This window comes from Streptomyces sp. NPDC000229 (genome assembly GCF_040300825.1).
Lineage (GTDB): Bacteria > Actinomycetota > Actinomycetes > Streptomycetales > Streptomycetaceae > Streptomyces.
Genome location: NZ_JBEPEL010000014.1, coordinates 59,999 through 72,845 on the forward strand (window position 1 = coordinate 59,999; position 12,847 = coordinate 72,845).

Consider the following 12,847-nt stretch of genomic DNA (forward strand, 5'->3'; position numbering starts at 1 on the left):
CGAAGCCCTTACGCGGTCTGGTGAGCCGCCAGCAGGGCCACCGCCGCGATCAGAAGCACCAGGAGCGTCAGCAGAGCCGCCGGGCTCAGCCCGCCGAAGGGGCCCTCCTGCTGGAGGCGCTCCCGGTTGGCACGGCAGACGGGGCACCGGCCTTCACTGACGGGGGCCGCGCAGTTGGCGCACACCAATCGGTCATAGGTCATGCGCTCTCCTCCTCCCGCGCGGCGGAGCCGCAGACGCGGACCGTGCACCTGACGCGGACTGTGCACACAGTTCTCTCCGCACAACGCTCAGGGAAACGCATCCGTTCCCCCTACCACTGTGCCAGCTCCGCAGAGTTTAGGCGCGCCCCATCGGATTCCCTCCGGTTCGGGCTTGTACCTCACCCGGACAAAAGGTGCAAGGCAGAACGGCGACTGCACGCGGCATCCCCAGTCGCGTATGGTCACGCACACCTACTCCCGGCCGACCGTGGTGCACCCGTGATCCGATTCGACAACGTCTCCAAGACCTACCCGAAGCAGAACCGCCCCGCGCTCAGGGACGTCTCCCTCGAGATCGAGAAGGGCGAGTTCGTCTTCCTGGTGGGGTCCTCCGGCTCCGGAAAGTCCACCTTCCTGCGGCTGGTCCTGCGCGAGGAGCGCGCCAGCCACGGCACGGTGCACGTTCTGGGCAAGGACCTCGCCCGGCTGTCCAACTGGAAGGTGCCGCACATGCGCCGCCAGCTCGGCACCGTGTTCCAGGACTTCCGCCTGCTGCCCAACAAGACCGTCGCGCAGAACGTGGCGTTCGCACAGGAGGTCATCGGCAAGCCGCGCGGCGAGATCCGCAAGGCCGTCCCCCAGGTCCTCGACCTCGTCGGCCTCGGCGGCAAGGAGGACCGGATGCCCGGCGAGCTGTCCGGCGGTGAACAGCAGCGGGTCGCCATCGCCCGCGCGTTCGTCAACCGCCCGATGCTGCTGATCGCCGACGAGCCGACCGGCAACCTGGACCCGCAGACCTCCGTCGGCATCATGAAGCTGCTGGACCGGATCAACCGCACCGGTACCACCGTCATCATGGCGACGCACGACCAGAACATCGTCGACCAGATGCGCAAGCGGGTCATCGAGCTGGAGAAGGGCCGTCTCGTACGCGACCAGGCGCGCGGCGTCTACGGCTACCAGCACTGAGCAGCAGCACCCGCAGCACCCCGCAGCAAGGAAAGGCTGAACGCACGCGATGCGCGCCCAGTTCGTACTGTCGGAGATCGGTGTCGGCCTCCGTCGCAATCTCACGATGACCTTCGCCGTCATCGTCTCCGTGGCTCTGTCACTCGCCCTCTTCGGCGGTGCGCTGCTCATGCGCGAGCAGGTCAGCGTGATGAAGGACTTCTGGTACGACAAGGTCAACGTCACGATCTACCTCTGCAACAAGAACGACGCCGCGGCCGGCGGAACGTGCAACAAGGGCGCGGTCACCGCCCAGCAGAAGAAGGAGATCGAGGCCGACCTCGAGAAGCTGGACAACATCGTGGAGAAGGTCCACCACGAGACGGCGGACGAGGCGTACAAGCACTACAAGGAGCAGTACGGCGACACCGCCATCGCCAGCATCATCACGCCGGACCAGATGCAGGAGTCGTACCGGGTCAAGCTCAAGGACCCGGAGAAGTACAAGGTCGTGGCGACCGCGTTCGCGGGTCGGGCCGGTGTGCACTCCGTGCAGGACCAGCGCCAGACGCTGGAGAACCTCTTCCAGATGATGCGCGGCATGAACGTCGCCGCCCTGTGCGTCATGGCGCTGATGCTCGTCATCGCGCTGATGCTGATCGTCAACACGGTGCGCGTCTCGGCGTTCAGCCGGCGCCGTGAGACCGGCATCATGCGGCTGGTCGGCGCGTCGAGCTTCTACATCCAGATGCCGTTCATCATGGAGGCCGCCGTCGCGGGTCTGCTGGGCGGCGTGGTGGCCTGCGTGATGCTGCTGGTCGGCCGGTACTTCATGATCGACGCGGGGCTCAACCTCGCCCAGAGCATGCCGCTGGTCAACTTCATCGGCTGGGACGCGGTGATAACGGTGCTGCCGCTCGTCGTGGTCATCGGCCTGCTGATGCCCTCCCTTGCGGCCGCCATCGCGCTGCGCAAGTACCTGAAGGTGTGACGATCGCCCCTGGCGCCGTGCGGTCAACAACCGTACGGCGCCATTTCCTTGTCCTAGAGTGGGCGCCATGCTGGGCCCCGAGTTCTGTATCCGGCCCCGCGGACTTCGCAGCCGCGGGGCGGCCCTGACATTCGTCTTCGCCTCCGTCCTCGTCGCCGCCGCGGTGACCAACTGCCTTCCCCAGGACGGGGAGAACCCGCCCGCGCGGTCCGTCTCCCGGGCCGCCCCGGTCGCCGGTGCCGGGCGGGGCGAGGTCGACCAGCGGGAGCTGGCCCGCGCGGCGGCCGAGGCCATGGCGGACGGCAAGTCCGGCGCCAAGGCGGCCCGGGAGGTCGTCAGCCGCAGCGGCGACCGCTGGGGCGCCGTCTACGACCGGCGGGAGTACGAGGAGTTCGCCCAGGCCCTCGACGGGCGGTACACAGGGGTCGGCCTGTCCGCCCGCCGCACCGCCGACGGCCGGATCGAGGTGGCCCGCGTCCAGGCCGACGGACCGGCGGACCGGGCGGGCCTCAGGGCCGGCGACCGGATCCGCACCGTCGACGGCCGCGCCGTGGACGGCCGTTCCGCCGCCGAGGTCGTCGCCCTGCTGCGAGGCGAGGGGGCGCCGCCCGGCTCGGCCGTCGCCCTCGGCGTACAGCGGGGCACGCGCGCGTGGAGCGAGACGCTGCGGCGGGCCAGGCTCGCCACCGAGGACGTGACCGTGCAGCGGCTGGACGACGGCGCCCTGAGGATCCGGGTCGCGGCGTTCACCAAGGGCACGGGACAGCGGGTGCGGGACGCGGTCCTGGGCGCGCCCAAGAGGGCCGGTGTCCTGCTCGACCTGCGGGGCAACAGCGGCGGCCTGGTCACCGAGGCCGTCACGGCGGCCTCCGCGTTCCTGGACGGCGGCCTCGTCGCCACGTACGACGTGCACGGCAGGGAACAGGCGCTGTACGCGCAGTCCGGCGGCGACACCGGCAGGCCCCTGGTGGCGCTGGTCGACGGCGGCACCATGAGCGCCGCCGAGCTGCTCGCCGGGGCCCTCAAGGACCGTGGCCGGGCGGTCACCGTCGGTAGCAGGACCTTCGGCAAGGGCTCGGTCCAGATGCCGAGCCGGCTGCCCGACGGGTCGGTCGCCGAGCTGACCGTCGGCCACTACCGCACACCCGCCGGGCACAGCGTCGACGGCCGGGGCATCACCCCCGACCTGGTGGCCGCCGACCGCGCCGAGGAACGGGCCCGCACGGTATTGAGTGGCCTCGGGGGCGGCTCCTAGTGCGAAAATGGCGGCACTATGGCCAAGGAAAAGAACACAGGGCGCAAACTGATCGCGCAGAACAAGAAGGCGCGGCACGACTACACCATCATCGACACCTACGAGTGCGGGCTGGTGCTGACCGGCACCGAGGTGAAGTCGCTGCGCCAGGGGCGGGCCTCGCTGGTGGACGGGTTCGTCCAGATCGACGGCAACGAAGCCTGGCTGCACAACGTGCACGTACCGGAGTATGCCCAGGGGACGTGGACCAACCACAGTGCCCGTCGCAAGCGCAAGCTGCTGATGCACCGGCACGAGATCGACAAGCTGGAGTCGAAGTCCCAGGAGACGGGTCACACCATCGTGCCCCTGTCGCTGTACTTCAAGGACGGCCGGGCGAAGGTCGAGATCGCCCTGGCGAAGGGCAAGAAGGAGTACGACAAGCGCCAGACGCTGCGGGAGAAGCAGGACCGCCGTGAGGCGGAGCGGGTGATCTCGGCGGTCAAGCGCCGTGAGCGGGCCTGATCGGGCCGCCCCGCCGCCCGGCCGCCCGGAATAGGCTGGCACCGTCGGGCGTTGGTCACGTACGATGGCACCTGCCCCTCACAGCGGGGGCTCGCTCCCTCGGGGGCACGGTTTGAAAAATCAACATGGGGATGATCGGTTTCGACAGCGGATGTCGAAGCAGGGGAAGCGTGTCGAGGAAGCGGCAATGATCTCGTAAACCATATGTCGCAAAAAATAATCGCCAACACCAAGCGCGATTCCTTCGCCCTCGCTGCCTAAGTAGCGAGCTTGCGAAGTGTCAGCCCGGGGCTGTTCCCGACCCGGATCCTGGCATCAGCTAGGGAACTAAACCTCTAGACCCGGTCACGGGGTGTAGAGGGAAATCAAACAGTGACTGAGCCCGTCGGAGACTTGTCCGCGTGATCTCCGGGGCCGAGAAAATCGCAGCGGACTGCACACGGAGAAGCCCTGATTCTGCACCGTTGGACGCGGGTTCGATTCCCGCCATCTCCACGAGCGGTACCTCCGGGGGCGTGCCCCCGGACCCGTCACCCCATGTGGGCGAAGGCCCGGCAGCCATCACGGCAGCCGGGCCTTCGCCGTACCCGCACCCGTACCCGTGGCCGCGGCCACGACGAGGGCGACCGCCGCCGCCGCGACCGGCACCGCGTACCCGGAGCCGGCACCCGTGTGCTCCACCGTCCAGCCGCCGGTCGCCGAGCCGACCGCGATGCCACCGAGCAGGGCGGTGACGACGAGCGTCATGCCCTCGTTCAGCTGGGCCGCGGGTGTCAGGCGCTGGACCAGCGTCATGCCCGTCACCATGGTCGGCGCGGTCGCCATCCCCGCGAGCAGCAGGGCACCCGCCAGCGCGAGGAGCGAGCCGGAGCCGGCCGCCGCGAGCAGCGGCAGCGACATCAGGGCGGTCATCGCCGCGAGGCAGCCGAGCAGCCGGCGCCGTACGCCGCCCCCGGGCGCCGCCACAGACCCGTACGCCAGGCCGGCCGCGCACGACCCGGCCGCCTGGAGCGCCAGCAGCGCGCCGGCCACCGGGCCGTCCACGTACGCGAGCGTGACGACCTCCATCGACCCGAAGACCGCGCCCGTCGACAGGAACACCGCCAGCAGGGCGGGCATGCCGGGGGTACGCAGTGGTGTGCGCGCCCTGCCGGTGCGAGGCGGGACGGGCGGCTCGGTGGCGCGCTGCGCCGCGAAGACCAGCACCCCGCTGAGCAGCAGGATCGCCCCGATCAGGGTTCCGGCCTCCGGGAACAGGGCGGCGCACAGGAACGCGGCGAGCACCGGGCCGAGCATGAAGCACAGCTCGTCGGCGGCCTGCTCGAAGGCGTTCGCGGTGTGGACGGCGGCCGGGTCGTCCCGGTGGAGGTGTGCCCAGCGGGCACGGGACATGCCACCGGTGTTGGGCGTGGTCGCGGTCGCGGCGTACGCGGCGAACAGCGTCCACGCGGGCGCGTGGTGGTGCACGCACAGCAGCAGGGCAACTGATCCGAGTACGGCCACTACGGTGGCGGGCACGGCGACCCGCGCCTGTCCGTACCGGTCGACCAACCGCGCCGTGAACGGCGCCACCAGAGCGGTCGCGGCGAGCCCGGTGGCGGTGACGGCGCCGGCGAGGGCGTAGGAACCGTACGCCCCGGCGATCATGATGACCGCGCTCACGCTGAACATCCCCATGGGGAGGCGCGCGATCAGGTTCCCGGCGGTGAAGGCCCGGGCGCCCGGCGTCGCGAACAGACGGCGGTAGGAGGCGAACGCCCCGCGCGGTTTCCGGCGGGGTTCCGGGGTGGGCGCCGGATCGTGGTAGCGGGGCGCGGGGACGGGGGACTCGGAGGTGAGGACGTACGGCGGGGCGGCGCTGTTCGACTGCGGCATGCGGTCAGCCTCGTGGCATCGGCCGCTGCCGGTCCAACACCTGGTGAGGGCCTATTGACGCACCCTCGTTGTAAATTCGGCGCGTGGCCCATGACATCGAACCCCGGCTGCTGCGCGCCTTCGTGGCCGTCGCCGACGAGCTGCACTTCACCCGCGCCGCCGCCCGGTTGTACGTCGCCCAGCAGGCGCTCAGCCGGGACATCCGGCGCTTGGAGCGGGAGTTGGGCGCCGAGCTGTTCACCCGCACCACCCGGCAGGTGGCGCTGACGGTGGACGGGGAGCGGCTGCTGCCCTACGCGTACGCGGTGCTGGCGGCGTACGACGAGCTGGGTGCCGCCTTCGCCGACGGGGCGCGGCCGCTGCTGGTGGATCTCAACACCGACGGGATGATCACCGGCCGGGTGCTGGCGCGGGCCCGCGAACTGGCCCCCGAGTGCGAGCTGATGGCCCGCTACGAGAGCGGGCTGACCGGGGCGGCCGCCGAGATCGTCGCCGGACGGCTCGACGTGTCCTTCGGGCGGTTCGCCGGGCTGGCGCCCGCCGTCCGCGCCCGGCTCGCGGCTCAGCCCGTACGGTACGAGCCGATGGCCGTGCTCCTGCCGGACGACCATCCGCTGGCCGCCCGGCCCGTGGTGCAGCTGGACGCGCTCGCCGGGGAGTCGGTGTACGCGGGGGCCGGCAACCCCGGCACCCGGGAGTGGACGGACCTGGCGGAGCGGCTCTTCGCGGGGCGCGGCATCAAGGTCGCCCCGCCGGCGCCGGTGGCGATCGGGTTCGAGGAGTTCCGCCGGGTCATGGCCAAAACTCGTACGCCCGTCCTGGCCGCCGTGGAGTTTCCGGCCATGCCCGGGAGCGTGCTCCGGCCACTGGTCGACCCGGTGCCGCTGTCTCCGGTGTCACTGGTGTGGCGCAAGGGGCTGAAACATCCGGGGCTCGAGGCGCTCCGTGCGGCGGCGGCCGAATTGGCCGAGTCGGAGGGGTGGCTGAAGAAGCCCGCCGGAGCATGGCTTCCTGAGGGTGATTTGACGCACATGTGCCCGAATGAATGAACCATAAGCCTTGTTGTCACCGGCGTGCGCTACATTCATGGCCCGGGTGCGGTGTGGTGGGGGCGCTCCGGCAGGGTGGGGGCCCGGTCCGGTGCGAGTACCCAGATGGTCCGTGTGCGCACCCCTTGGCCCGTTCAGTGGGGGATGTGCGTACAAAAGTGGACAACTGGCGTGAAAGTGCCTGGAACGGGCACCAGAATGAGCCATACGACAGCACCGTCCAGCTCGACAGTCTCAGCGAGTTCAACGCGTTCGGGCATCGAGGCGACGGTGCTGGACACCAGCCCAATATTCACGGCTACCAGGCCGGCGCCCACGGCTACCCGGACGACGGTCACGGACACCAGCCCGAGGGCTTCGGGCCCCACGCCGGCGGCCGCGGCTACCACCCGGACGGGTCCGGGTACCAGGCCGACGGCCACGGATACTTCACCGACGGCGCCGGGTACGCCCCGGACGGCCAGGGCTACCCGTCCGGGGCCCACGCCCACCAGCCCGGCGGCCTCGTCCACGAGGACGAGACCATCGCCTACCGCGCCGACAGCCTGGGCCTGGGGGTCGGCGGCCCGGCCACCGACGGCATGGGCGTCGGCGGCCACGCGGCCGGCGGCCCGGAGTTCCGGACTGCCGAGCTCCCGGCCGTGACCGTCTCCGCACCGGCTCTTGTGTCCGCACCGACGGAACAGGAGCCCTCCGACGGCCCGGTGTTCGTCGACGAGAGCGGCCGCCGCAGCAAGAAGTTCCGCCGCCTCGGCTGGGTGCTCGCGACCGCGTGCGCGGTGTATGCCGCCACCCTCGTCGTCGCCGTCGTGGGGGGCGGCACCGCCAGCGCGCCCTGGCTTCTCATACCGGGGCCGGCCGACGAGAAGAAGACCGACACCACCAAGGTCGTCCCCGCCAGCTCCACCAGCCCCGGTGCCACCGACGCCCCTGGCGGCCCGAGCGCCCCGGCGCCCACTCACTCCACCGGCGAGGTCGTCCCGCAGCCCAGTGGCGCAGCCTCTGTGGACGACACCCCGGCAGACCCGGCGGACCCGCGCACCTCCGCCGAGCCCGCCGCCCCGCCCAGCACGGAGCCGGACCGATCCGTGGACGAGGCCGAGGACAAGGGCGCGAACAAAACTCCGCCCCCCGGGCCCGCCAAGGGCAAACCCACCCCGCAGACACCGGTCCCCACGCCGGAGCAGGGCGACCCCACAGACGCCCCCACGACCCCGACGGAAGACCCGACCGATCCGCCGGTCGAAGAGAGCGGCGGCCAGCAGATGGCCGCGGAAGGCACACGGTAGATGACACCCCCAGGCAGACGGCGCGCGAAGAAGGCGCGTGCCGTCCGGCGCAGGCTGCCCATGCGCTATTTGCTGCCCTCGGTCTTCCTGGTGGCACTCTTCGCGATGCTGATGCTGCGCGGATATGTGCACAACGAGATCCGGCCCGATCACAGGATCAGACTGACCGAAGACCGGACTCAGGTGCCGACGGCCATCCACAAGGGTGGCCCGGTCGTCGACGCGCGGAACCCGGACAACCCCACCAGCCTCAGCGTGCCCAACGATAAAATCGTCCTCACCTTCGACGACGGACCTGATCCCGTCTGGACGCCGAAGATCCTCGACGAGCTGAAGAAGCACGACGGCCAAGGGGTTTTCTTCATCACCGGTGCCATGGCCGCCCGCCACCCCGACCTGGTCGAGCGGATGGTCGAGGAGGGCCACGAGGTGGGCCTGCACACCTTCAACCACCCCGATCTGTCTTTCCACCCTCCTTCCCGCACCGAGTGGGAGCTCTCCCAGAACCAGATGGCGCTGGCGGGCGCGGCCGGAGTCCGTTCCTCCCTCTTCCGCGCGCCGTACTCGAATTTCGTTCGGCACCTGGACAACAAGAACTGGGATCTGATCAAGTACGTCGGCAGCCGCGGCTACATCACCGCGTTCAACGACACCGACAGCCGCGACTGGCAGCGCAAGGGTGTCGATACGATCCTTCGCAATGCCACCCCCGAGCCGGGTAAGGGCGCGGTCGTGCTCATGCACGACGCCGGCGGCAACCGGGAGCAGACCGTCGCCGCGCTCGCCCGCTTCCTGCCCGAGCAGAAGGCCAAGGGGTACGACTTCACCACGCTCACCGAAGCCCTCGGGGCGCCCAGCGCCCACACCGAGGTGAGCGGCATGGAGCTGTGGAAGGGCAAGGCGTTCGTCTACGCCGTGGGCATCTCCGAGAACATCACCGTCGTCCTGGTGGGCGGCCTCGCCATCGTCGGTGTCCTCGTCATTGGGCGCTTCGGCCTGATGCTCGTCCTCGCCTTCGCGCACGCCCGCAAGGTGCGCCGACGCGGCTTCCGCTGGGGCGCCCCCGTCACCGAACCCGTCACGGTCCTGGTCCCGGCGTACAACGAGAAGGAGTGCATCGAGAACACGGTCCGGTCGCTGATGGCGAGCGACCATCCGATCGAGGTCATCGTCATCGACGACGGCTCGTCCGACGGCACCGCCGACATCGTCGAGCGGATGTGGCTGCCCAACGTCCGCGTCGTCCGGCAGGTCAACTCCGGCAAGCCCGCCGCCCTCAACAACGGCATCGCGCACGCCAGCCACGACATCATCGTGATGATGGACGGCGACACGGTCTTCGAGCCGTCAACGGTCCGCCATCTGGTGCAGCCCTTCGGTGACCCGCGCGTCGGTGCGGTGGCCGGCAACGCCAAGGTCGGCAACCGCGACACCCTCATCGGTGCCTGGCAGCACATCGAGTACGTGATGGGCTTCAACCTCGACCGCCGCATGTACGACGTACTGCGCTGCATGCCGACCATCCCCGGCGCCGTCGGCGCGTTCCGCCGTACCGCGCTGGATCGGGTCGGCGGAATGAGCGAGGACACCCTCGCCGAGGACACTGACATCACCATGGCCATCCACCGCGACGGCTGGCACGTCGTGTACGCGGAGAACGCCCGCGCCTGGACTGAGGCCCCCGAGTCCGTCCAGCAACTGTGGTCCCAGCGTTACCGCTGGAGCTACGGCACCATGCAGGCCATCTGGAAGCACCGCGGTGCCGTGTTCGACCGGGGCCCCTCCGGCCGCTTCGGCCGCGTCGGCCTGCCGCTGGTCGCGCTCTTCATGGTGATCACACCGCTGCTCGCGCCGCTGATCGACGTCTTCCTGCTGTACGGCCTGATCTTCGGCCCCACGCAGAAGACGATCCTCGCGTGGCTGGGCGTCCTCCTGGTGCAGGCGGTGTGCGCGGCGTACGCCTTCCGGCTCGACAAGGAGAAGATGACCCACCTCATCTCCCTGCCGCTCCAGCAGATTCTCTACCGGCAGCTGATGTACGTCGTGCTGCTCCAGTCCTGGATCACCGCCCTCACCGGCGGCCGCCTGCGCTGGCAGAAGCTGCGCCGCACCGGAGTCGTGGAGGCACCCGGCTCCATACCCACGCAGCGCGGCGCGCACAGCGACGATCGGAGACCGGTCGCATGACGAACAGCTACACCGGCGGACCGTACGACGACGCGGAGGGCCGCCCGTACGACCGTCCTCACGACGACGGCTCCTACGCCTCGTGGCCGTACGAGCGCACCGGTGCGGCCGGCGCCACGCAGCCGTACCCGGCGGCCGACCCGGAACCCGATCACCTCGGGTGGCGCGCGCCGGAGCGGGACACGCGGTCGTACGCGCCGTTCGGCGCGGAGCCGGCCCCCTACGCCCAGCCGTACGGGGCGGCCCACCCGTCCGTTTCCGCGACCCTCACCGAGCCGGAGAGCGGAACCGGAACCGCGACAGCGACCGTGACCGCCAGCCCCGACGCCAACGCCGACGCCGGATCCGGCCCGGAGCCCGACGCCGCACGCAAGGCGACCGGCGGCCGTGACCGGTACTTCGACCTGCTGCGGGCGCTCGCGCTTTTCCGGGTCGTGCTGTACCACCTCACCGGCTGGATGTGGCTCCCGCTGGTCTTCCCGTCGATGGGCGTCATGTTCGCCCTCGCGGGCAACCTGATGGCGCGCTCCCTCAAGCGCCCGCCCGCCCAGGTCATCAAGAGCCGGGTCCGGCGGCTGCTGCCCCCGCTGTGGGCCGCCGGTGGGATCGGCGTGACCGCCATGCTCGTGCAGGGCTGGGGCCCGGCGGAGGGCGAGGACACCCTCACCTGGTGGCTGGAGCTGCTGTTCTGGATCCTGCCGCTCAGCGACCCGCCCCACGCCGCCGAGCTGGCCGGCATCCCCGGCATCCTGCCCGGCACGTGGGCCGAGCCCTTCGCCGGACCTCTGTGGTACATCCGCGCCTACCTCTGGTTCGTCCTGCTCTCGCCGCTCTTCCTGGCGGCCCTGCGCAAGCAGCCGTGGCTGACGATCGCGGCGCCGCTCGTGCTGATGGCGGCGCTGAATTCCGGCTACCTCCAGGCCGCCGAGGAGATCGCCCCGATCCTGTACAGCATCGGCGAGTTCGGCGCTTGCTGGATTCTCGGAATGGCGCACCAGGAAGGCGTCCTGAAGCGCCTGCCCGGCTACGTGGTCCCCTCCGTCGCGCCGTTCATCATGGGCTTCGGCCTCTGGTGGGCCGCGGACCACGGACTGAGCACGGAGAACCCACTGGGGAACATGCCGTTCCCCTCCACGTTCTGGAGCCTGGGCTTCGTCCTCCTGCTGCTGCACTTCAGCCCGTCGTGGTCCGAGTGGCCCCGCCTGCTGGAGCGCTTCGACGGTGCCATCACGCTGCTCAACTCGCGTGCCGTCACCGTCTACCTCTGGCACAACGTCTGCATCGCGATCGCCGTGACGATGTGGCACCGGTTGTGGTCGCTCGAAGTGATGTGGCGCGACCTGCCGTGGCTGATGAACAGCCACTGGCCTCTTCTGGTGTTCAGCTGGTCCCTGATCGCCTACTGCATCCTGCTGTTCGGCTGGCTGGAGGACGTGGCCGCCAAACGGCGGCCGAGACTGTGGCCGTCGGGTGCGGCGACGCGGAGCAAGAAGGGCCTTGACACATGATCCTGCGCGCCAGGTGGGTGCTGATCGCGATCGCCCCGCTTCTCGTTCTCACCATCCTCTCCCTCACCCCGGTCCCGGAACCGAAGAAGGCCTCTCCCACAGCCGGTCAGCCGGAGAACCAAGGCGCCGCCGAGCGGGCGGAGAAGGAACTGGAGTCCGCCGAGGACATACTCGCGAAGCTGCCACCGGGCCTCGCGGCGCCCGACAAGAAGGACGTGGCCCACCAGATCCTCGCGTCCGCGATGAACTCCACCCGGGAGTGGCGAAGCCTGTACGGCCACATCGCCGACAGCGGCGACGGGAACGGCTACTGCGGAGGCGTGGTCGGTTTCTGCTCCGGCACCAAGGACATGCTGGTCCTGGTCGAGTCCTATACGAAGGAACACCCGGACAACGCCCTGGCCGTGTACCTGCCCGCACTGCGCGCGGTCGACGGCACGGGCTCGCGCGAGGGCCTCGGCACCGGCTTCACCCAGGCATGGCAGGAGGAGAGCGAGAAGCCCGCTTTCCGCAAGGCCCAGGACACCGTCCGCGACACGATGTACTTCAAGCCGGCCGTCGACCTCGCCAAGCTTGACGGCCTGGGGACGCTCGGCCAGTTCATCTACTACGACGCGATGGTCTTCCACGGCCCCGGCATCGACAAGAACGGCTTCTACGAGATTCGCGAGCGGGTGCGAGCGACTGCCAAGACCAAGGCGGAGGGCGGTGACGAGACGGCGTACCTCCACGCCTTCTTGGACGCCTGCCGCAGAGCGATGACGGAATCCAAGTCGGGCGAGGACACGAGCCGGATCGACACCACCCAGCGCACCTTCCTGCGTGACGGCAACCTCTCCATGAAGACGCCCCTGGTCTGGCAGATGTACGGGGAGACGTTCCAGGCGGGATGAGTCGGGCGGCGGCACGGTGCCCTAGGAGACCGGCCGCGACTCGTCGGTCATCGTCGCCGTCCCTTCCGTTGACTCGTGCAACCCCCTGACCGCCGTATGGGCGTACCGGTCAGGATGTGATCGAGGACACGGAACCCCACGTTCC

Annotated in this window: 11 protein-coding genes and 1 other RNA gene; 10 read left to right on the forward strand and 2 right to left on the reverse strand. The window is 70.0% G+C overall.

Annotated features, from left to right (window positions below; translation table 11 throughout):
* Window positions 1-8: 8 nt before the first annotated feature.
* A complete protein-coding gene (locus ABT360_RS10655; RefSeq protein WP_351813587.1) occupies window positions 9-203 on the reverse strand; it encodes a hypothetical protein in 195 nt (64 codons plus the stop codon).
* Window positions 204-482: 279 nt separating this feature from the next.
* Between ABT360_RS10655 and ftsE the strand changes: the two genes are divergently transcribed.
* From ftsE to ssrA, 5 genes are all read left to right on the forward strand, one after another.
* Window positions 483-1,172: a cell division ATP-binding protein FtsE gene (ftsE, locus tag ABT360_RS10660; protein ID WP_064072157.1), complete on the forward strand. Its 690-nt coding sequence runs from the start codon at window positions 483-485 to the stop codon at window positions 1,170-1,172.
* Between the two features lie 49 nt (window positions 1,173-1,221).
* Window positions 1,222-2,142, forward strand: a complete 921-nt coding sequence (ftsX, locus tag ABT360_RS10665) for a permease-like cell division protein FtsX (protein WP_351813590.1) — start codon at window positions 1,222-1,224, stop codon at window positions 2,140-2,142.
* Window positions 2,143-2,209: 67 nt separating this feature from the next.
* Window positions 2,210-3,397: a S41 family peptidase gene (locus ABT360_RS10670; RefSeq protein ID WP_351813592.1), complete on the forward strand. Its 1,188-nt coding sequence runs from the start codon at window positions 2,210-2,212 to the stop codon at window positions 3,395-3,397.
* 18 nt (window positions 3,398-3,415) lie between these two features.
* Window positions 3,416-3,901 carry an SsrA-binding protein SmpB gene (smpB, locus tag ABT360_RS10675; RefSeq protein WP_064072159.1) on the forward strand — a complete coding sequence of 162 codons (486 nt, stop codon included), beginning with the start codon at window positions 3,416-3,418 and terminating at the stop codon, window positions 3,899-3,901.
* 127 nt (window positions 3,902-4,028) lie between these two features.
* Window positions 4,029-4,399, forward strand: a transfer-messenger RNA (tmRNA) gene (gene ssrA, locus ABT360_RS10680).
* A gap of 63 nt (window positions 4,400-4,462) precedes the next feature.
* Here the strand turns inward: ssrA and ABT360_RS10685 are convergent.
* Window positions 4,463-5,776, reverse strand: coding sequence for an MFS transporter (locus ABT360_RS10685; protein ID WP_351813594.1), 1,314 nt, complete (start codon window positions 5,774-5,776; stop codon window positions 4,463-4,465).
* Window positions 5,777-5,859: 83 nt separating this feature from the next.
* Between ABT360_RS10685 and ABT360_RS10690 the strand changes: the two genes are divergently transcribed.
* From ABT360_RS10690 to ABT360_RS10710, 5 genes are all read left to right on the forward strand, one after another.
* A complete protein-coding gene (locus tag ABT360_RS10690) occupies window positions 5,860-6,825 on the forward strand; it encodes a LysR family transcriptional regulator (protein WP_351813596.1) in 966 nt (321 codons plus the stop codon).
* 158 nt (window positions 6,826-6,983) lie between these two features.
* Window positions 6,984-8,114 carry a hypothetical protein gene (locus ABT360_RS10695; protein ID WP_351813598.1) on the forward strand — a complete coding sequence of 377 codons (1,131 nt, stop codon included), beginning with the start codon at window positions 6,984-6,986 and terminating at the stop codon, window positions 8,112-8,114.
* A 60-nt stretch (window positions 8,115-8,174) separates the two neighbouring features.
* Window positions 8,175-10,301 carry a bifunctional polysaccharide deacetylase/glycosyltransferase family 2 protein gene (locus tag ABT360_RS10700; RefSeq protein ID WP_351813662.1) on the forward strand — a complete coding sequence of 709 codons (2,127 nt, stop codon included), beginning with the start codon at window positions 8,175-8,177 and terminating at the stop codon, window positions 10,299-10,301.
* Entirely contained in the window at window positions 10,298-11,809 is a 1,512-nt protein-coding gene (locus ABT360_RS10705; protein WP_444852210.1) for an acyltransferase family protein, read from the forward strand. Before ABT360_RS10700 ends, ABT360_RS10705 begins: the two co-directional genes overlap by 4 nt.
* Window positions 11,806-12,702 carry a chitosanase gene (locus tag ABT360_RS10710; RefSeq protein ID WP_444852211.1) on the forward strand — a complete coding sequence of 299 codons (897 nt, stop codon included), beginning with the start codon at window positions 11,806-11,808 and terminating at the stop codon, window positions 12,700-12,702. Before ABT360_RS10705 ends, ABT360_RS10710 begins: the two co-directional genes overlap by 4 nt.
* Window positions 12,703-12,847: the final 145 nt, after the last annotated feature.

Excerpts from the sequence above, each read along its gene's own strand:
- ABT360_RS10705 (WP_444852210.1), top strand. The coding sequence starts at position 10,298 with ATGACGAACAGCTACACCGGCGGACCGTACGACGACGCGGAGGGCCGC.
- smpB (WP_064072159.1), top strand. The coding sequence starts at position 3,416 with ATGGCCAAGGAAAAGAACACAGGGCGCAAACTGATCGCGCAGAACAAG.
- ABT360_RS10710 (WP_444852211.1), top strand. The coding sequence starts at position 11,806 with ATGATCCTGCGCGCCAGGTGGGTGCTGATCGCGATCGCCCCGCTTCTC.
- ABT360_RS10670 (WP_351813592.1), top strand. The coding sequence starts at position 2,210 with ATGCTGGGCCCCGAGTTCTGTATCCGGCCCCGCGGACTTCGCAGCCGC.
- ABT360_RS10655 (WP_351813587.1), bottom strand. The coding sequence starts at position 203 with ATGACCTATGACCGATTGGTGTGCGCCAACTGCGCGGCCCCCGTCAGT.
- ftsX (WP_351813590.1), top strand. The coding sequence starts at position 1,222 with ATGCGCGCCCAGTTCGTACTGTCGGAGATCGGTGTCGGCCTCCGTCGC.
- ABT360_RS10700 (WP_351813662.1), top strand. The coding sequence starts at position 8,175 with ATGCGCTATTTGCTGCCCTCGGTCTTCCTGGTGGCACTCTTCGCGATG.
- ABT360_RS10685 (WP_351813594.1), bottom strand. The coding sequence starts at position 5,776 with ATGCCGCAGTCGAACAGCGCCGCCCCGCCGTACGTCCTCACCTCCGAG.